Source organism: Cobetia sp. SIMBA_158 (assembly GCF_046566945.1).
GTDB classification, from domain to species: domain Bacteria; phylum Pseudomonadota; class Gammaproteobacteria; order Pseudomonadales; family Halomonadaceae; genus Cobetia; species Cobetia amphilecti.
The window spans coordinates 183,848-203,703 of the sequence record NZ_JAWJYL010000003.1 but is presented as its reverse complement, the minus strand read 5'-3'; the positions used below and the strand labels follow the sequence as shown (position 1 = coordinate 203,703).

Sequence of the window (19,856 nt, the reverse complement as noted above, 5' to 3'; positions counted from 1 at the left end):
ACAGGGTGGTAGCGCTTACCAAGTCTCGCACAGTGCAGGAATTTCGCACTCCTTGAACAAACTGGCATAATTTCTGCCTAAGATTGAGGATGGTCGTTGATTGGCTTCGACGACAGTAACCCGGTGGAGGTCCTTCGACGGGCTTCACCACGACATAGACACAAGGAAGACGCTACATGATACGCAAGGCTGTTCTGCCTGTTGCCGGTCTCGGCACACGTTGCCTCCCGGCCTCCAAGGCCATCCCCAAGGAAATGATCACCATCGTCGACAAGCCGGTGATCCAATATGTGGTGGAAGAAGCGGTCGCAGCCGGTATCAAGGAAATCGTGCTGGTCACCCATTCCAGCAAGAATGCAATCGAGAACCACTTCGACAAGCACTTCGAGCTGGAAACCACCCTGGAAGCCAAGGGCAAGCTCGAGCTGCTCGAACAGCTGCGTAACATCATCCCGGATGACGTCAAGATCATCAGCGTGCGCCAGCCGGAGCCGCTGGGCCTGGGCCACGCCGTGCTGTGTGCCAAGCCGATCGTCGGTGATGAGCCGTTCATCGTCATGCTGCCGGACGTGCTGGTCGATGGCGAAGGGCTCGAGAAGAATGACCTGGCGCGCATGATGGAGGCCTACGAAGCCACCAACGCCGCCCAGATCATGGTCGAGAATGTCCCGCAGGACATGGCCTACAAGTACGGTATCGTCGCGATTGACGGTGACACGCCGGAAGCCGGCAAGTCTGCCCTGATCAATGGCATGGTCGAAAAGCCGGCCCCGGGCACCGAGCCGTCGACCCTGGCGGTCATCGGCCGTTATCTGTTGCCGGGCCGTATCTTCGAGCTTCTGGAGAACACTCCGCCGGGCGCGGGTGGTGAGATCCAGCTGACCGATGCCATCGACACCCTGCGTGACGACAAGGCCGTCGCGGCTTACCGCATGGCCGGTGATACCTACGATTGCGGCCACCAGCTGGGCTATCTTGAAGCGACTCTTTCCTTCGCCAAGCGTCACCCGACCTTCGGTGAAGGCTTCCGCGAGCTGCTGACTCGCTACCAGGAGAAATAAGCCATGCAGGTGCTGGTGCACGGAAGCGAACTGGCGGCGGCAACGGCCAGCGCCGCTCTGGCGAGCGTGGGTCACCGTGTCTGGTGGTGGCCACATGAGGACATGGACTGGGCTGCCCTGGAACGCGTCGACTGGTTGAACAGTGAGCCAGGCCTGCGCGAACGTCTTGATCGCCATCGGGAGCGGGGCGATCTCACTCTCATCGAGGACCTCGAGTCACTGCGGCGCATCGATATCCACTGGATCGCCGTCTCGCCGGACCAGCGCGAAAGCGCGCTGAGCCGTGTCGAGCAGCTGGTGGCGACCCTGGATGAGCCGCTGGTGCTGGTCAACAACTCGACCTTCCCGGTGGGTACGACCGAGCGTTTCGAGGCGTTGCTGCCGCGTGACGACCAGTACGCCGTCGCCTTGCCGGACATGCTGGAGGAGGGCCGTTCACTGGCTACCTTCGAGCGTCCGGCCCGCTGGTTGCTGGGCAGCGAAGCGGAACCTGCCACTCTGCGGGTGCAGGAGCTGCTGCGTGCCTTCAACCGGCGCGAAGATGTCTTCCAGATCATGCCGCGCCGCGCCGCCGAACTGACCAAGCTGGCCATCAACGGCATGCTCGCGACGCGTATCAGCTACATGAACGAAGTGGCGGGTCTGTCCGACTCCCTCGGTGTCGATGTGGAATATGTGCGTCAGGGCATGGGCGCCGATCCACGTATCGGCTTCGGCTATCTCTATCCGGGCTGTGGGTTCGGTGGCCCGAACTTCTCGCGTGATCTGATGCGTCTGGCCGATGTCCAGCACCAGACAGGGCGTGAATCGATGTTGCTCGAGCATGTGCTCGACATCAACGAGGCCAAGAAGGAGACGCTGTTCCGCAAGCTGTGGCAGCACTTCGATGGTGAATTGCGCGGTCGTACCGTGGCGATCTGGGGCGCGGCGTTCAAGCCGGGTACCGCGCGTATCGACCATGCGCCGGTTTTGACTCTGCTTGAGGCGCTGTGGGCGCAGGGCGTGCGCGTGCGTGTGCATGATCCCGCGGCCTTGTCGGCGCTGGGTGAGGCCTGTGGTGCGCATCCGTTGCTGGAGCTGGTCGATGGCAACATGTATGACGCACTGGAGGGCGCTGATGCCCTGATGCTGGTCACCGAGTGGAAGTGCTACTGGAACCCGGACTGGCAGCGCCTGAAGCGTGAGCTGGGCGCGGGCCTGGTGCTCGATGGTCGCAACATCTTCGACCCACGTTACGTGGCAAGCCAGGGACTGGTCTATCGCGGCATCGGCCGCCGTGCCAGCCCCTGACGGGCATTTTTGTGGGTCAGGCTGACGCACTCTGAAGCTGATGTTCTCTCAGACTGACGCTCCTTCAGACTGACCCTTGCGTGCTCGGCACGCAAAAGCCCTCATCCGGAACCGGATGAGGGCTTTTTGTCGTGGGGCTCAGGTTTAAAATCTAGGCCGCCAGGCTGGCTTCAGGCCCAGGGCTCGAGCACGAACTTGCCCACGTGACCCTTGCTCAGAAACTGCTGTTGGGCAGTGACGATCTCGGTCAACGGGAAGCTGGCCGCGATCAGCGGGCGAATCTCGCCTTGCTCCACATAGCGGATCAGATTGGGGAAGGTGGCTTCACACCAGGCAGTGGTGCCCAGCAGGCGCAGGTTCTTGAGGTACAGGTCGCGCAGATCCAGCGTCACCATCGGGCCGGCGATGGCGCCGGTGGTCACCAGACAGCCGCCACGCGCGAGCAGCTTCATCATGACCGGGAAGTTGTCACCCGCGACATTGTCGACCACCAGGTCGACGCTTTCGTGGCCCAGCTGCTCGAGCAGGTCGGCCTTGCGGTCCAGAAGCCTGTCGGCGCCAAGTTCTGCAAGGGCGTCATGCTTGGCGACGCCCGCCACGGCATACACCGTCGCACCGCGGCGCTTGGCCAGCTGCAATGCAGCGGAACCGACCCCGCCCGAGGCGCCCAGAATCAGCACACGCTCGCCCGCCTTGAGCTCTGCCTGTTCGAGCATGTTCTCCGCCGTGCCGTAGGCGCAGGGCAGGGAGCCAAGCTCGACATCGCTCCAGTCACAGTCCACCGCGAACACTTCACTGGCGCGGACGCTGACGAATTGCGCGAAGGCGCCGTCGAAGTCCGAGCCCATCCATTCATTTTCCAGTGAGTCCCAGCCCTCGCTGCGCATGCAGGAGCGCACCAGCACGCGCTTGCCCAGCAGGCTGGCATCCGCATTCGGGCCCAATGCCACCACCTCGCCACAGCAATCCGTGCCCTGTATCAGGGGGAAGGGCGTCTCTCCCTTCCAGCCACCTTCCGGCGGTGCCGGCTTGTCAGTTGCCGCGTCTGCATCCGCGTTGTCATGCAGGCTGCTGGCCTGTTGGGTCGCGGTAGTGATTGTGGAGGAATACCAGCCCAGACGCGTATTGATCTCGGTGTTGTTCATGCCAGCCGCCAGCACCTTGATCAGCACCTCGCCTTCTCCGGGGTTTGGCACCGGGCGCTGCTGCGTCTCGAGGCATTCATAACCCCCATGGCCGGTAGTCACGATCGCCAGCATGGAGTCGGGCAGTGAGGAGGTCGAGGTGTCAGTGGCCATCGGTATTCCCTTTTCTTCAAAGAATGTATTTCAAGCAGTGTGCCAAGAAGAACGTCATCGAGTCCCTGTGAGCAATCAAGGGGTATGCAACGAGGTAGAGCATACGTTCTACTTCTTCATCATTAGATAGGGGTAACGCCGTCATTTGCAAGTCGACAGACGAGATTCTTCTCCTGGTGGTGCATACAGCGTAGCCAAGCCTTGCGTGTAGCAGGTTCGCGTCTGGGTGACGTTGTCTTGAACGAAAAAACCCCGCCAAGTGGCGGGGTTTTCAGAGCAGGGCATCCAAGCGTCATATCAGGGTGACGTTGAATGCCATGGCTCAACTGGAGTCTCGAGCGGTAAACGACTCGGCCTCCTTAATTCTGGGAAAGCTCAGGCTGCGAAGTTCTGTGCAGCGAATTCCCAGTTGATGATGTTCCAGATGCTTTCCAGGTACTTCGGACGCGCATTGCGGTAGTCGACGTAGTAAGCGTGCTCCCAGACGTCGACAGTCAGCAGCGGAGTCTGACCAGACTTGGCGATCGGGGTGTCAGCGTCGTCAGTGTTGACGATTTCCAGCTCGCCCTGGGCGTTCTTGACCAGCCAGGTCCAACCGGAACCGAAGTTGCCAGCAGCGGAAGTGTTGAAGGCTTCCTTGAAGTCAGCAACGGAGCCCCACTTGGCCACGATGGCGTCTGCCAGCGGGCCGGACGGCTCGCCACCACCATTCGGGGATAGGCAGTGCCAGTAGAAGGTGTGGTTCCACACCTGAGCTGCCTGGTTGAACAGACCACCCTGAGCGCTCTGGATGATCTCTTCGAGAGATTTTTCTGCGTCAGCAGTGCCTTCGACCATGCTGTTCAGCTTGGTGACGTAGGCTTGGTGATGCTTGCCGTAATGGTACTCAAGGGTCTCGGCAGAGATGGTCGGCTCGAGTGCGTTCTTTTCGTACGGCAGTGCTGGAAGTTCAAATGCCATGGGGATCAGCTCCTTTTCCTCACCAATTGGGTCGTACTCTGCCTTCGTGGGGCTTGGGGCTGAGTATTTCAATGCCTGACCTGCCATTGCGTGATGGGAGGGTCAGACAAGCACAGACTCAAGCTCCGCGACTAGCATCACTCCCGGCCCTGAAACTGGCCACCCGCTCAGGCAGCGGGCAAGGGCGAAAGTGCATGACTCGCCGTGCATCCTTCATGTGCGTGGCTACGCGCATGAAATGTGCAATCAGCGTGAAAAACCTTGTGAATCCAGATAGCTACGAAGACAGAGGCTGCGCGTATCGCAGTGTCTGGCACTATAGCACCCAGACACCGACAGGCCAACGCTGGTGGGCACTGACCGCGGGATCCTCTCAAGCGTCTTGCAAGGCTCGCGTGCATTGCCAGGCTTTTGCCACATTCCTGCCACTCTGCCCTCGATGACGGGCCGTGGCGGGAACCTGATGAGATGACCGAGGTCAGCTGTTAGACTCGATTTCCTGTACGTGAACCGTGACTTATCTTTTGCAGAACCTGCGCTACTGTATTTTTATACAGCAAGGCGAAAAAGCGCACTTCCGGTCGTCTTGCGCCGCCCTGAAGATGCTGCGCTGAACCTTTCGCTGCTGATCGTTTGCCGGACCTGGAGCCAGAATGCGGCCGCACAACGCTGAACCGTCTCTCAATGACTCACCGGACGATGCGCTGGTCGCGCGTCCCGACGATGCGCTTGGCGTGCATCACACTCGTCCCCCCGCGCCCAGACGCTGGCCGGCGTGGCTTTGCCTCCTCGCCCTGGGGGGCGTGGTGGGCTGGCAACAATGGCAGCTGCATGACCTGCAGACCCTCGGGGGCGATCAACGCGATCAGCTCGGCACGCGAGTCAGCCAGCTCGAACGTTCCTTGGCCCAGCTTGAGCAGCAGGGTGATGAGCGCCTGAGCGAACTGCGTGATGCACTGGGTGAGCAACTCAGCGCCCTGGACAGCCAGTTGAATGACACTGTTCTGCCGGCGCTGACCACCCTGCAGAAGGACAAGGCGTCCCTGTCGAGTGAGGCCGTCGCGCGTCTCGAGACGCTGGAAGACAAGGTGGCGAAGGGCGCTGATGGCGCTCAAGCGCGTCTGACCGCCATGGACGAGGCGCTTGATCGTCTGGACGGTCGTGTCACGACGCTTGCCCAGACAGATGACAATCACGCGACCCTGATCACGGCGCTGCAAGGCTCGATGGCGGCACTGGAATCCCTCAGCCGTGATGGCCGTGCAGCGTTGGGCGCGCGCCTGGACGCCCAGTCGGCCACGCTTGAGCACCTCGAGCCGCTGGTGGACAAGACCTCCAGCACCCTGGACACGCTGGCTTCCCGCATCGAGGCCTTGCAGAGCGATGTTGAGAGCAATATTGAAAGCGAGGTTGAGAACAATAGCGCCGAGCAGTTGGCCTCACTCGAGGCTCGCTTCACGGCCCTCAAGACGGACCTGGCCACGCAACAGACCCAGACGCGTGACTTGCAGCAATCCCAGCAGCAACTGAGCGAGACGCTGAAGGCACTGCCGGAGCCAGTGGCGGCCGCCGATGGCGATGAACTGGCCAGCAAGCTCAAGGGCCGTTTCGCGCCGCTTGACGAGCTGGCAGCGCTTGAGGCCACGCAACGCTCACTGGCCTCCCAGCTGGGTGAGCTGCGCCGTCAGCAGACAGCGCTCAGTGCCGGCCTGGAAGCCAGCTCACAGCGGGTGTCAGAGGACACGCGAGAGCAGTTGCGCTCGCTGGATGCCAGCCGCCGTCAGCTGAGTGGCCGTGTCGCGTCGCTGCTGGGCCAGGTATCTGAGCTTGAGCAGCGCGTCAGTCGACTGGAACGTCGCTGAGCCGGCTCCGCAGGGATATAAGCAATGAGATATGGCGTGGTCCGCCACTCTGGCGGGCCATGTGACACGCCCCGTGATGACCGAGCGCCGCACGACATGATGAATGGGAACGATGGACAGTGCTTTCCACCAGCACTCAACAAAGGACGAATCATGAGTGGCGACAACAAAGAGTCTGCTCGAGCGACCGGGACGCGCGGTTTGCCGCATCGCTATCTGACGCCGCTGATCGTGTGTGGCGGCCTGTGCTTCGCACCGCAGGCGCTGGCGATCGATGCCGCCGTCAAGGGCGTCAAGGGCGCGACGGCCACCAATGTGGTCAACTTCCTGGCCGGGATGACGCTTGAGGGCGATGCGCCGGCCGAGCGTTATGAGGATGAGATCATCCGGCGCACCCAGGAAGCGCTGCAGGCCTTCGGTTACTACGATGCCCAGATCACGCTCAGCTATCCCGAGAAGGGGCTGCTGGGTGGCGATGATGTAGTCGTGACGGTGGATGCCGGTGAGCCGGTCACCATCGAGACGCTGGAGCTGCGACTCGAAGGCGACGCCGCGCGCGACAAGGTCATGAAGAAGGTACTGGCCGACGCCGACCTCGAGGAAGGCGATGTGCTGCGTCACTCTCGCTATGACAGCCTCAAGTCGACTCTGACGTCACTCAGTCTCGAGCGCGGCTATTTCGACACCGCCTTCTCCCAGCAGCGCATCGAGGTACGCCCCTGGCTGCACTCAGCACGCATCTATCTGGTCATGCAGAGCGGTCAGCGCTACCGCTTCGGCGATATCACCTACCTCAACAGTCAGATAGAGCTGGATCGCGTCAAGGCCATGCAGCCGTTCGAGACTGGTGATTATTACGAAGCCGGCAAGTTGACCCAGTTCAACCAGCGGCTGAGTGAGGCCGGTTGGTTCCGCTCGGCCGCGATCAAGCCACAGCTCAATCCGGGCGCCGAACTCAAGACTCCAAGTCCCGACAGCGAGATCAAGACCCCCTACGCCGAGGTCCAGGGGTATGACGGCTCATGGCTTGCCGATGTCGAAAGGGCTGAAATCGAGGGTTCTGAGGTAGAGCAGACGGGGGAGAATCGCCGCGCTGACGCCTCGCCCCCCTCGGACTCGACGGCACTCGCCGCGCAGGCCGCCGTGGAGGGTGATGGCGCTGGCTCTACCGTAGCCTCTGACAACGACACGCCGGTGCTGACTGGCGATGCGCTGGAGGCCGCGGTCAAGACGGCCAACGGTCCCATCATTCCTGTGGATATCAGCCTGATACCCGCAGACCGTCACAAGTTCGAGACCGGTATCGGCTACGCGACGGATGTCGGGCCACGCCTGCAGTTCAGCTGGGAGATGCCGTGGGTCAATCGCTATGGCCATAGTCTGACCAATAGCCTGTTCCTGTCCTCGCCGGAGCAGACCTTCGAGGGCGAATACCGCATGCCGCTCGAAGACCCGCTCAAGGATAGCTATGTCCTCGAGTACGGGATGTCGAACACCGATGATGAAGATACCGAGAGTCTCGAGACCACCGTGCGCTTCACCCGCGAGTGGAAGTTCGACAATGGCTGGACCCAGCGCGTGTTCTTCGGTTCCACCTATGAGGACTACACCCAGGCGGACGAATCCGGGGCCGTGCTGCTGCTGTATCCCGGTGTGAGCTGGAACCGCACACGCACACGCCCCAAGACCTTCCCGATGTGGGGCGACCGCCAACAGCTGACCTTCGAGTACGGCGATCAGATGTGGGGTTCGGACGTGACCTTCCTGCGCTCTCAGTTCAACACCAACTGGATACGCTCCATCGGCGACAACCATCGTTTCGTGGCGCGCATGGGCGTCGGCCACGTCGATACCGACAACTTTGATGACATGCCACCTTCGATGCGCTTCTTCACCGGGGGCGACAACAGTGTGCGTGGCTATTCCTACGAGACACTCGCCCCGGAAGATGATGACGGCGATCTCGAAGGCGGTAGCTCGTTGCTCACCAGCAGCCTGGAATACGATTACCGTCTGACGGGTGACTGGTGGGGCGCGACCTTCTACGACGCCGGTAACGCCTTCAATGGCTGGGACGCACTCGAGCTCAAGACGGCGGCCGGCATGGGGATTCGCTGGATCTCGCCGGTGGGGCCGATTCGTCTCGATATCGCCCATCCCTTCGATGACGATGACAACGATTACCGTATTCACTTCTCGATCGGGCCGGAATTCTGAGCGGGCCGCGTCTCTAAAACGAGTGTCGTGCGGATCAAGCGCCAGCAAAGGACCATCAGCTGAGCGGGTGAGCTGATAAAAAAGATATGGAGATGTTGGAATTGTCTAATCCCTATGTACGTCGGGGCGGCCTGGTCATCCGGTTGCTGATATGGCTGCTCGTGTTCCTGATCGGGCTGACGATGCTGCTGGTCGGGGGCGTGCTGTCCCCGTGGGGCACCGGGCTGGTGCTCGATCAGGCGCGCTCGCGTGGCTTCATCGATTATTCCCAGGCCTCCGGCTCACCGCTGGAAGCACTGTCGCTCAAGGACGTCTCGCTGGATCTGCCGGGGCTGGCCGTCAATGCCGATTCCCTGTCGCTGGCCTGGGGCGAGGACTGTCTGCTCAAGGGCAAGCTGTGTCTCGAGTCGCTGGAGTCCAGTGGTCTCGCGATCACCCTGAGCGAAAGCGGTGCCAGCACTGAGCCGGAAGCGGAGAGCGGTGAGAGCCTCAACGTGCCCATCGTGGTGCCGATTCCCATCGAGGTGCGCAAGGTCGCCATTGATGACTTCGCCCTGGCGCTGGCGGATGGCAGTCGCGTCACCTTTGATCATTTCCATACCTCGGCTGCGCTGTCAGTGAGTACGCTGACGCTGGGCGAGACACGCCTGATCACCAGTCGTTTCATTCCGGCCGATGCCGCCGCGGCTCAAACGGCGTCAGATGCCGTCAGTCTCGAGGGAGTGAGCATCACGCCTGAGGCTCAGCAAGCGGCAAGTGCAGTGGTCAATGCTCAAGTCGTGGCGTCTCAAGCCGAGAGCGCCGCCAAGGCTATCTCGAATAAGACCATCTCGAACAAGTCCATCACGGATGACGCCGCAGAAGTGTCTGGCAAGACTGCCGCTGAAACCACGGATCAGACAGCACAGGCCGGGCGCATCGCCTTGCCGGAAGTCTATATTCCGCTGACCATCGAGGTTCCCGATCTCGCCATTGAAGACTTTGCGCTTGAGGGGCCAAGCCCGTATGAGGTCAGCCGCCTGTCGCTGGCGCTCAAGGCGGAAGGGCATGACATCACGCTCTCGCATCTCGAGGTCGATTCCCGTGATGTGAACGCCGATCTCGTGGCGCAGGTCACCTTGAAGGATGAGTATCCCCTGAGCGCCACGCTCAATGCCGAGACCCGGATTGATCCCGTGCGTCATGAAAAGCTGCGCCTATCTCTGGAAGGCTCGCTGGCGGATCTTGAGGCCTCTCTCAAGGCCGAAGGTCCGCTGGCCGCTGAGCTTGTGGCCAGCGCGGATGTACTGGACAGCGATCTGCCCTTTGAGGCACGCCTGAGCTCCGAGCGGATCACCTGGCCCTTTGCTGCCGTCACTGACGCCTCTGTTGATACCTCCGCTGATGCGCAGAAGGACGCTCAGACAGCGGCTCAAGCCAAGGATGGCAAGAACACGTCTGGCACCGCTGCCGCTGCCTCCTTCACGCCTGACTATAGCGTCGAGAATCTGGCGCTGGTTGCCAAGGGCTCACTGTCGGGGTATACGACCACGCTGGACGCCATCATCGAGGGGCGTGACATTCCGCGCGCCACCTTGTCATTGGCAGGCGACGGCGATCTCGCGCATTACCGCTGGCAGCCGCTCAAGATCGCGCTCAAGCGTGGCTCCGCGACCACCCGTGGCGAGATTCACTGGCAGGAAGGTATCCAGGTCGCCGCCGAGCTGGCCCTCGACAAGCTGCATCCCGAAGACTTGCTGCCGGCCCCGACCGGGGGCGGTCAGAAAGCCGTGCGTGGTGAGCTGAGCGGCAATCTCGTGGCCAGCTTCCAACAGCCGCAGCAAGGACCGTGGGCCGTCGATGTCAGCAAGCTGGATATCCACGGCACCTTGCTCGAGCGTCCGCTCACGCTGACCGGCAAGCTTTCAGGCAATGCCGACATGCAGTGGGACGTCAATGCGCTGGAGCTGCGCCAGGGCCAGAACCGTCTGAGCGCCAATGGCAAGATTGCCAAGACCATCACTCTGGCGGCCAACATCGATTTCCCGGCGCTCTCGACCCTGATGCCGGATATCGCGGGTGAGCTCAAGGGCAAGATCGATGCCTCGGGCACGCTCGACAAGCCCCAGCTGGCCAGCAACTTCAGCGCACGACGCCTGCAGATCGGTGAGAACCGTATCTCCGACATGGCGCTTTCGGCCGGGGTCGATGCTCGCAAGCGGGGCATTGATGACCCGGCACTGGATATCGCCCTGAATGCCGATGATGTCAGAGCTGGCGGACAGCAGATCGCGACGGTCGCGCTGACGCTGGGAGGCTTCCTGAGCGATCACACCCTGCAGTTCGATACCGAGATGGCCGGTGAGATGCCGCTTTCTCGTCTGGGACTGACCCTCAAGGGGGGGCTCGACAAGGCGCGTGAGCATTATCGTGGTGCACTGTCTCCGCTGACGGCGAATACCGACTTCGGGGACTTCAACTTCGACACGCCGGCGAGCTTCGATGCCAATCTCGCCAAGGGCAGCGTGCTGGTGCAGCCGTTCTGCCTGAGTCGCGAACAGGGCGGCCAGATCTGTGTCGCCGAGCCCTTGAGCGCGGGCAATGACGGTCAGGCCGTGGTGACTCTTGAGGGGATTCCGCTGGACATGGCCCAGAGCGCCATGCCGGAGAGCTGGACCATCGGCGGTGCCACGGGCGGCAAGATCACGGCAAGCTGGAAGCAGGGTGGCCAACGCTGGAATGCTGACGCGGAGCTGGCGGGCAAGTTGACGCTGGCCGGCGAAGACGCCGACGGCAATGCCTGGTCACTGCCCGAGACCACCCTGCAACTGGCGCTGGAGGCCACACCCGACAAGGCCGATCTCGATACCCAGATTCGCCTCGACAGCGCTGGCGGCATCGGTCTCACCGTGTCGGTCCTCGACCCGGCGGGCGCAGGTCAGCTGGACGGCTCGCTTGCCATCCGCGACATCGACCTCTCGCCGTATCGTCCGCTGGTGGCGGGCATGACTCAGCTGGAAGGCAAGCTGGCGGGTGATGTCGAGGTCGGCGGCAATCTCAGCCTGCCATCGTTGACCGGCCCGATCGCGCTGACCGGCGTCAAGGTCCAGGGCGAAGGCCTGCCGGTGTCGCTGTCGGATGCCCAGTTCACCGTCGACTTCGATGGCAACAGTGCTGATATCGATGGCTATCTGGTGGGCAATGATGCGCGCTGGGGCATCGATGGCGAGGCGGCGTGGCCGACGCTTGAGGACTGGACGGCGTCATTGAACCTCGACGGCGCGAAGAATCCGCTCGAACTGCATATCGCCGGGATCGGCCGCATGCGCGTCGCGCCGGATCTCGAGATCAATGCCAGTCCCACGCTGCTCAAGCTGCGGGGGGACGTCAAGGTGCCGTGGACACGCATCGAAGTGGACCAGGTGCCGCCGTCTGCCGTGTCACCCTCCAGTGACACCATCATCATCGAGCGTCCCAGTGATGAGGACACCTCCAACCCGGCCGAGCTTGCCGATGGCAGCGATACCGCCAAGGCGCTCAATGAGGCCGGCATGGCCCTGGATGTGCGTATCGGCATCCATATCGGGCCGGATGCGCGCCTGGAGGCGATGGGGCTCAAGACTAAGCTCAGAGGCGATCTCGATGTGCGCCAGTCCAAGGGCGGCGTGCAGGTCTTCGGTGAGGTCAATCTGGTCGACGGAACCTACAAGAGCTTCGGACAGGACCTGCAGATCAGCAAGGGACAGGTCTTGCTGGCCGGACCGCCCTCGAGCCCGCGTCTGAATATCGAGGCGATCCGTGATCCTGACAACACCGAGGACGACGTGACCGCAGGGGTGCGTGTGACGGGACTTGCCTCGTCACCCAGCGTCGAGATCTTCTCGGACCCGTCGATGGATGAGTCCTCGGCACTGAGTTATCTGCTGCGCGGTGAGGGCCTGGACAGCGACACCAGCAGTGACAGTGCGGTCACGTCCGCCTTGATCGGCATGTCACTGGCGCAAAGTGGCCAGGTGGTCGGCCAGATCGGGGAAACCTTCGGTGTGCGTGACCTGAGTCTGGACAGCTCCGGCAGCGGGGATGACAGCCAGGTGGTGGTCAGCGGCTATATCGCCCCAGACCTGAAGCTCAGTTACGGCGTCGGGCTGTTCTCGCCGATCGCGGAGCTGACGCTGCGCTACAAGCTGTTCCGCAACCTGTATGCCGAAGCGGTGTCCGGCACGGCGCAGGCCGTGGATCTGCTCTACAGCTTCTCGCTGGGCCGCAGCGAGCTGGCGCCCAGAGTCGGCAAGGACAGATGACACGTCAGGCCAATTGAGTGCCACAGGTTCAGCCCCCATCGACAGGTTTGGTGGGGGCTGTCTCGTTTTGGAGGGGGCGTTTCAATGAACTTGTCTCAAAGCGCTCGTTTCGAAGGGCTCGCAACGCTTATGCTCGAGAGATCAAGCGCACGCGCGTCAGCACCCGACGCTGACGGTCACGCAGTGCAGCAACGCTTGATCTTCTTGCCGCTGCCACAGGGACACAGGCTGTTGCGCCCCGGCGTCAATGTCTGCCACTCGGTATCACCGTCGACATAACGCCAGTGATGGCCATCGTGATGAAAGCGGCTAAGTTCCTGCAATTGTTGGAACTTTCCCTGCTCGAAGAAGGTGGCATGAAAGCGTACCATGCCGGTATCGGCGTCTTGTCCGCTGTCTAGAATCTCCAATGCCAGCCACTGCGGGCCAGCACCTTCGAGATCGGCGCGTGCCGGGCAATGGGCCGGATCCCAGCTGTCGATCAGGAAGTCACTCAGCGACAGGCAGAAGGCACTGTAGCGGGCGCGCATCAATTGCTCGGGGCGTTCGGCGCGGGTGATGTCAGCATGAATCGGCTGACAGCAATCGACGTAGCGTCGCGCCTCAGCGTTGTTGGGCTGGCAGGGGCAGATCTTGGGGGGCATAGATGACATCATTGAACCTATACACGATTGCACGACGCGACACAGGAGAGAGTCCGCCATGTGGATAACGGAAGATAAGCAGACCATTCCTTCAGCGCAGGACAGCTTGCCAGGGCGCAGTGAAGCGGTTCGCATCAGCGGCGTTCATCACGTCAATGGCCGCTCGATTGTACCGCCGTTCGACAGTGAGTGTGAGGAGATCGTGCTGGGACTGGGCTGCTTCTGGGGAGCCGAGCGCCTCTTCTGGCAGCTGCCAGGCGTCAAGGTGACGGCGGTCGGTTATGCCGGCGGCCATACGCCGAATCCGAGCTATGAAGAGACCTGCACCGGCAAGACAGGCCACACCGAGGTCGTGCGTGTGATCTTTGACCCGACGGTGATCGGTCTGCCGGAGATCCTGCGGGCCAACTTCGAGGCCCATGACCCGACCCAGGGCATGCGTCAGGGCAATGACATCGGCAACCAGTACCGCAGCGCGATCTATTACACCCGCGAAGACCAGCGCGCCATCGTCGAGAAGAGCATGGCCGACTACCAGCAGGCACTGGACCAGTCCGGTCTCGGCCGCATCACCACCGAGATCGCACCGCTGCGCGAGTTCTACTACGCCGAGGAATATCACCAGCAGTATCTGGCCAAGAATCCGGGCGGCTACTGCGGCCTGAAAGGCACGGGAATCAGTTGCCCCATCGGTTGACATCTCGGCAGTCATGACAGGCAGGGCATGCCGTCATGAGACTGTTGGTGACAGGTTGCTGCTGAGAGACACGAAAGCCTCATGGTCGCCGCGAAGTTCACGGCCGCCATGAGGCTTTTTTCTTTCAGAAACAGCTTTTGTCAGAAACCGCTGTCGGTCAGGCGCGGCGAGGCACAGTGTCAGCGGTAGCGCTGTCGATCCTGCTCGGCTTCTGCAAAGCGATCGATCCACTGCACCAGAGCACCATCGCCGGTGACGTTGCACGCGGTGCCGAAGCTGTCCTGCGCCAGATAGAGCGCCATCATCAGGCCGACGGCGGCGGCATCGAAGCCCAGCAGGCTCTGCAATACGCCCACCGAGGTCATCGCGGCCCCGCCGGGCGAGCCGGGCGCGGCAATGATGGTCACGCCCAGCGCGGCGATGAACGGCAACAGGGTGGTGAGCTCGGGCGTTGCCAGTGAGGGAGTGACCAGCATCACGCCAATGGCGCACACGGTCAGCGTGATGGCACTGCCGCACATGTGGATGGTGGCCAGCAACGGCACCGCAAAGCTCGCCACGGACGGCGAGATGTGATTGAGGTGCATCTGGCGTACGGTGACCGGAATCGTGGCCGCGGAAGACATGGTGCCGGCAGCGGTGAAGTAGGCGGGCAGCATGTGGGCCAGCGCCTTCATGGGCGAGCGACCGGTGCTGGTGCCGCTGGTGACGTAGAGCAAGCTCAGCCACAGCCAGTGCAGGGTCAGCGCCAGCAGCAGGATCATGCCGAAGCTCTTGAGGGTATTGGCCACCGTACCGGCGATCGTCATCTCGCAGAACAGCCCGGCGATATAGAACGGCAGGGCAGGAATCAACGCCTTGGCGATGAAGCGCTCGACGATGTCGCGGCCGCCGTCGGCCAGCTGACGCATGCCGTCATGCTCAGTGGCGGAAATGCCGATGCCGAACAGGAAGGCCGTCACCAGGGCGGTGCTGATATCGGTCAGCGGCGGAATATCCAGCGTGAAGTAGGGGCTCAAGTGCTTGATGGCATGACTGACCGGCAGCTGGTCCTGTTGCACGATATGCGGCACGACTTCCAGCCCGACGATGCCCGCCAACAGTCCTGCCAGCGTCGTCGAGGCATAGGCCAGCACGATGGTCAGAGTCAGCAGACGGCCCGAGGAGCGCTCGAGACGTGCGATCCCGCTCATGATGAAGAACAGGATGATCAGCGGAATGGCGTATTCCAGCAGCTCACCGAACAGTACCTTGAAGGTCAGCAGGGCGCGTATCAGGGATTCGGGAGCCCATTGTCCCAGCAGTATGCCAGCCACGATGCCGAGCACCAGGCGAAAAATCAGGTTCATTATCAGGCCAGTAGAGTCTTGAGCGTAGGATGGGCGCGCAGTCTACCATTCTCCCTGAATCGTGACAGTGATCCGTGTCACCCTACACACCATCATCCTGTATACCGTTATCATTTTTAATGCTCTAAGTTTAGCTGTCCCAGTAGGGCATACGGTAGTAGTCAGGGCTCAGGGCTTCCCACCGGACCTGAGGGTGGGAAGCCCTGAGCCCTGAGGGTGGGAAAAGCGAAAAGAGGCGAGGAAAGCCAAGGACAAGAAAGCCAAGGACAAGAAAGCCAAAGAGGGGAAGCGTGTTGGCGCCTGAGTGGCGAACAATGCAGCCAGTTCGATGCAGGCAGCTCAGTGCGCTTCGCTCTGCACCTCGGCCTGCGCTTGCGGCTTGGGCAGCCCGCTCCAGGCATCCAGCTGCTGACTGACACGGCGAGCCAGCCAGGAGCTCAGTCGCCCACGGCGCCATTCGACGAAGCCGACATGCCCACCGCGCTCACTGAGCTCGATACGCACGGCCTCGGAAGGTTGGTGGAAGCGTGCGAACAGATCGCGTGGCATGAAGGGGTCATCCAGTGATTGCAGTATCAGCGTCGGCAGTTCGATCTCGCTCAGCAGACGGCCCGCCGAGGAGCGCGTGTAGTAATCACTCGCCGAGGTGAAGCCATGCAGGGGTGCGGTAACTTCATTGTCATAGGCCCAGAAACTGTTGAGCTGCGTAAGCTGATGCGCTCCGATCGAGATGGGTAGCGGGCCATTGGCAAGCTTCGCCGCCACCTTGGCCTTCAAGCCCTTGAGCAGATGGCGCTGGTAGAGGCGCGAGAAGCCCTGATTGAGCACGTCCGCGCTGGCCGCTAGGTCCAGCGGGGCGCTGATGGCGATCGCGCCGGCCAGGTCCAGACCATCACCGCCTTGCTCAGCCACCAGCTTGAGCAGCATGTTGGCGCCCAGCGATACGCCACAGGCGACCTTGATGGCGTGCGGATAGCGTCGCCCCAGCTCGCCGAGCACCCAATAGGCGTCTGCGGTATCTCCGCTGTGATAGGCGCGTGGCAGGCGGTTGGGAGATTGCCCGCAGCCACGGAAATGCATCATCACCGGTCGCCAGCCCATCCGGGCGGCTGCATTGAGCAGCTCACGGGCGTAGGGCGAGCTCAAGTCACCCTCAAGGCCATGAAACAGCACGAACAGGGGCGCATCGTCGCTCAGGGCCGTCGTACGCTCCCGCTTTTCATGACCGTCACTGATGACCCAGGCGAGCTCGACGAAGTCACCATCGGGGAGATTGAGAATCTCGGTGCGACGACTCAGGGGCGCGCGGGGCAGAAATCGCGGCAACAAGGTCTGGACATGGCGATTGCGCAGGCCAAGGGCAGGGCGAAACTCTGACGTGAAGATGGAGTGCGGCATGTGAGGTAGCTCCAGTGGCAGGCCAGGGCGATGACGTTGGTGGTCGGGTGAGGGACATGCCCTTGATGGCGGTGGCCTACAGCAAGATCTGACAGGAATTTCTGCACGGATATCGTTGGCATCATTTCACTTGGCGACGCCAATCGCTAGTCGCAGTGCAGCATACGCATCGACGCCAACGGTGATAGCTCGGCCCTGGATCACATTATTGGCCTGGTGCTCGAATACGCCGCCCCGGGATACGCGACAAAAAGCCGCCATCGGCACAGGGCCCATGGCGGCTTGAATCAGGCGTGTGACGGCAAGCGTCACAGCGAAAAGACCCAGACAGTGTTGTGACAGGCCTGATTACAGGCCAGTCGCCGGGCTGCGCGTCAGATTGAGGGCGCCGTCTGCAGTGATGACCAGATTGTCCTCGATACGCACACCACCATGCGGTGCCAGCGCCTCGACCAGCTTCCAGTCGATATGCTCACCGCGTGCATCGTTGCGCAGCGGCTCCAGCAGCATGGGAATGATGTAGCAGCCCGGTTCGATGGTGATGGCCATGCCGGTCTCGAGCACACGCGTCAGGCGCAGCATCGGGTGACCTTGCGGCGGCTGACGGATGTCGCCGGTGGTGTGATCAGGAATGCGACCCGCCACATCATGGACTTGCAGTCCCAGCAGGTGCCCGAGGCCATGCGGGCAGAAGGCTGCCGTGATGCCTTGTGCGACCTGTTCCTCGGCGGGCAGGGACACCACGCCCAGTTCTCGCAGCAGCTCACCCAGCTCGCGATGCATCTCGAGGTGCAGGTCGACGTAGTCCACCCCGGGCGCGAGCCTTGCGATCAGACGCTTCTGCAGCGCCTCCACGCCCTCGATCAGCGCGCGATAGAGCGGCAGCGCATCATCGCCCGCCCAGCTGCGCGTGATGTCAGAGGCACAGCCGTGCACGCTGGCGCCGGCATCCACCAGCAGGCTGTGACGGGCGGCGGGAGCCTGCAAAGCATAATGCTGGTAATGCAAAACCGCGGCATGCGCGTTGAGACCGACGATGTTGCCGTAGGGCACATCCGATTCCCGTTGGCGCGACGCGCCAAGATAGGCCAGCTGGATATCGAGCTCCGCGCCGCCTTCCATGAAGGTGCGCCGGGCAGCCAGATGGCCACGCGCGGCGCGCAGACTGGCTTCTTGCAGACAGGCGATCTCGAATTCGCTCTTGCAGACGCGTCCCTCGTCGAGCTGGCGCACCAGGCCGACCGGGTTGGGCAGTGTCTCAAGCTCACTGACCACCTGCGGCTGAAGCTCTGCGATTTCGCCCAACAGCGCCACGCGACCCTCGGGACGCTGTGGCAGTGTCGGCTTGCGCAGGTGGACGATCTCGAACTGCTCGGCCCAAGGCGCAGTGTCCGGTGTCGGCAGACTGGGTGACAGATGCCAGAAGTCATCGGGGGCATAGAGGTAAAGCATCGGGCGCTCACCCGGACGAATCACCAGCCAGCTATCGCTGAGGCCCGCCATCGGCACCCAGTGCAGGAAGTGGGCATGCGACTTGAAGCTGGCATCCTGATCATCGGCGAAATGCCGCTTCGGCTTGCCACTGTGCAGCACGATGGCGTCCAGATCATGCTGCTGCATGGCAACCTCGTAGCCGGATTGCAGCGCCGCCAGATGCGCGCGGTGCGCCGCGGCGTGGGTGAGTGTCGGGTCGTTGAGCTGGCTGTCAGACATCATGTTTCCTTGCAAACGGTCGGCACGCCTGACCTGGAGGAGTGAACGTCAATGGCGTGAGGTGATGGAGAATGTAGGAATGAAGGGGAGAGCGTCGCTGAGCCGGCGCCGTCGATCCTCCTGCCCGGATGGCTCACGAGAAATGGGCTTCCAGCTGGTGCCAGAGTTCACTGACACTGTCGTGGCGCGGCACACGCGGGCGATACAGGCGGATATGCAGGCTCAGGTCCCAACGCGGGTCACCGGCACGTACCAGCTTGCCGTTGGCGATTTCCTCTGCGGCCAGCCGCTGCGGCAACCAGCCGATGCCATAGCCCTGCAACACCAGCGCCTTGATATTGGCCGCCTGGATATTCTCGTTCATGGTGACCAGATGCGCCTGAATCGGGACCTGAGCGAGATGCGCCATCAGCGAGGTGGCGATGACGGCGCGCGGGTGCGGGCTGATGAACGGCAGTGGATTGCGCCGCGTGCCCGGCAACTGATGGCGGGGATTGCCATCCGCGCCGGGCGCGCACAGCGGAATGAAGGTTTCTTCGCCGACCACCAGGTATTGGTAACTGTCCAGCTCAAAGCCCAGGTCCACACGTGCCTGAGGCCAATAGCACAGCGCCAGATCACATTCGCCGCGATCCAGCCCGTGGAAATAGTCGGCCGCCAGCCAGCCGGTGGCACGCAGATAGGGCAGCACCTGTTCACGCAGCTGAAGCTGATCGAGCCAATCAGGCAGGAAGTGGGACACCAGAGACTGCGGAGCCCCCAGCGATATCTTGCTGGCTTGCTGCTGGGCCATGTCCTGCAGGCGTTCGCGTGTGATGCGCACGCGCTCGGTAATCTGCTCGCACAGCTGGAGAAACTCGTCTCCGGCGGGAGTCAGCGACAGCGGCAGGGTCTGACGATTGATCAAGGTGGTGCCCATCTCCTCTTCCAGCAACTTGATGCGGCGGGAAAAGGTGGGCTGAGAGACATTCTGTGCATCGGCTGCCCGCGAGAAATGTCGGGTCTGAGCCAGAACGATGAAATCTTCGAGCCAGCGAATTTCCATGTAATCGGAGTGCCTCGTCGGCCTGGGAACAGGCCATGTCAG

Annotated in this window: 13 protein-coding genes; 6 read left to right on the top strand and 7 right to left on the bottom strand. The window is 62.1% G+C overall.

The window, feature by feature from the left end:
- Positions 1-176 precede the first annotated feature (176 nt).
- Both galU and R2R70_RS06820 read left to right on the top strand, forming a co-directional pair.
- Positions 177-1,061, top strand: a complete 885-nt coding sequence (gene galU, locus R2R70_RS06825) for a UTP--glucose-1-phosphate uridylyltransferase GalU (RefSeq protein ID WP_054556681.1) — start codon at positions 177-179, stop codon at positions 1,059-1,061.
- Positions 1,062-1,064: 3 nt separating this feature from the next.
- The gene (locus tag R2R70_RS06820; protein ID WP_107334805.1) at positions 1,065-2,351 is read left to right on the top strand and encodes a nucleotide sugar dehydrogenase; all 1,287 of its coding nucleotides are present in this window, start codon (positions 1,065-1,067) and stop codon (positions 2,349-2,351) included.
- A 170-nt stretch (positions 2,352-2,521) separates the two neighbouring features.
- Here R2R70_RS06820 and R2R70_RS06815 read toward each other — a convergent pair whose 3' ends face one another.
- Both R2R70_RS06815 and R2R70_RS06810 read right to left on the bottom strand, forming a co-directional pair.
- A complete protein-coding gene (locus R2R70_RS06815) occupies positions 2,522-3,649 on the bottom strand; it encodes an alcohol dehydrogenase family protein (RefSeq protein WP_410977661.1) in 1,128 nt (375 codons plus the stop codon).
- Between the two features lie 375 nt (positions 3,650-4,024).
- Positions 4,025-4,609, bottom strand: a complete 585-nt coding sequence (locus R2R70_RS06810) for a superoxide dismutase (RefSeq protein ID WP_043334256.1) — start codon at positions 4,607-4,609, stop codon at positions 4,025-4,027.
- Between the two features lie 653 nt (positions 4,610-5,262).
- Between R2R70_RS06810 and R2R70_RS06805 the strand changes: the two genes are divergently transcribed.
- The 3 genes from R2R70_RS06805 to R2R70_RS06795 all read left to right on the top strand — a co-directional run bounded on the left by R2R70_RS06805 (position 5,263) and on the right by R2R70_RS06795 (position 12,968).
- The gene (locus R2R70_RS06805) at positions 5,263-6,471 is read left to right on the top strand and encodes a hypothetical protein (protein ID WP_410977660.1); all 1,209 of its coding nucleotides are present in this window, start codon (positions 5,263-5,265) and stop codon (positions 6,469-6,471) included.
- Positions 6,472-6,624: 153 nt separating this feature from the next.
- Entirely contained in the window at positions 6,625-8,688 is a 2,064-nt protein-coding gene (locus tag R2R70_RS06800) for an autotransporter assembly complex protein TamA (protein ID WP_410977659.1), read from the top strand.
- 92 nt (positions 8,689-8,780) lie between these two features.
- Positions 8,781-12,968 carry a translocation/assembly module TamB domain-containing protein gene (locus R2R70_RS06795; RefSeq protein ID WP_410977658.1) on the top strand — a complete coding sequence of 1,396 codons (4,188 nt, stop codon included), beginning with the start codon at positions 8,781-8,783 and terminating at the stop codon, positions 12,966-12,968.
- Between the two features lie 176 nt (positions 12,969-13,144).
- Here the strand turns inward: R2R70_RS06795 and R2R70_RS06790 are convergent, their stop codons facing one another.
- Complete coding sequence (locus R2R70_RS06790; protein WP_410977657.1) at positions 13,145-13,612, bottom strand: YchJ family protein; 468 nt, start codon at positions 13,610-13,612, stop codon at positions 13,145-13,147.
- Positions 13,613-13,670: 58 nt separating this feature from the next.
- Between R2R70_RS06790 and msrA the strand changes: the two genes are divergently transcribed.
- Positions 13,671-14,309, top strand: a complete 639-nt coding sequence (msrA, locus tag R2R70_RS06785; protein ID WP_410977656.1) for a peptide-methionine (S)-S-oxide reductase MsrA — start codon at positions 13,671-13,673, stop codon at positions 14,307-14,309.
- Positions 14,310-14,488: 179 nt separating this feature from the next.
- On the opposite strand, the gene R2R70_RS06780 is transcribed toward msrA, so the two are convergent.
- The 4 genes from R2R70_RS06780 to R2R70_RS06765 form a co-directional block, all read right to left on the bottom strand.
- Positions 14,489-15,658 (bottom strand): dicarboxylate/amino acid:cation symporter, encoded by a 1,170-nt coding sequence (locus R2R70_RS06780; RefSeq protein ID WP_131432039.1) that lies wholly within the window; start codon positions 15,656-15,658, stop codon positions 14,489-14,491.
- A 339-nt stretch (positions 15,659-15,997) separates the two neighbouring features.
- Positions 15,998-17,056, bottom strand: a complete 1,059-nt coding sequence (locus R2R70_RS06775) for a hydrolase (RefSeq protein WP_043334253.1) — start codon at positions 17,054-17,056, stop codon at positions 15,998-16,000.
- Positions 17,057-17,404: 348 nt separating this feature from the next.
- Positions 17,405-18,769 carry a Xaa-Pro dipeptidase gene (gene pepQ / locus R2R70_RS06770; RefSeq protein WP_410977655.1) on the bottom strand — a complete coding sequence of 455 codons (1,365 nt, stop codon included), beginning with the start codon at positions 18,767-18,769 and terminating at the stop codon, positions 17,405-17,407.
- A gap of 133 nt (positions 18,770-18,902) precedes the next feature.
- Entirely contained in the window at positions 18,903-19,814 is a 912-nt protein-coding gene (locus R2R70_RS06765; protein WP_410977654.1) for a LysR family transcriptional regulator, read from the bottom strand.
- Between the last annotated feature and the right edge of the window lie 42 nt (positions 19,815-19,856).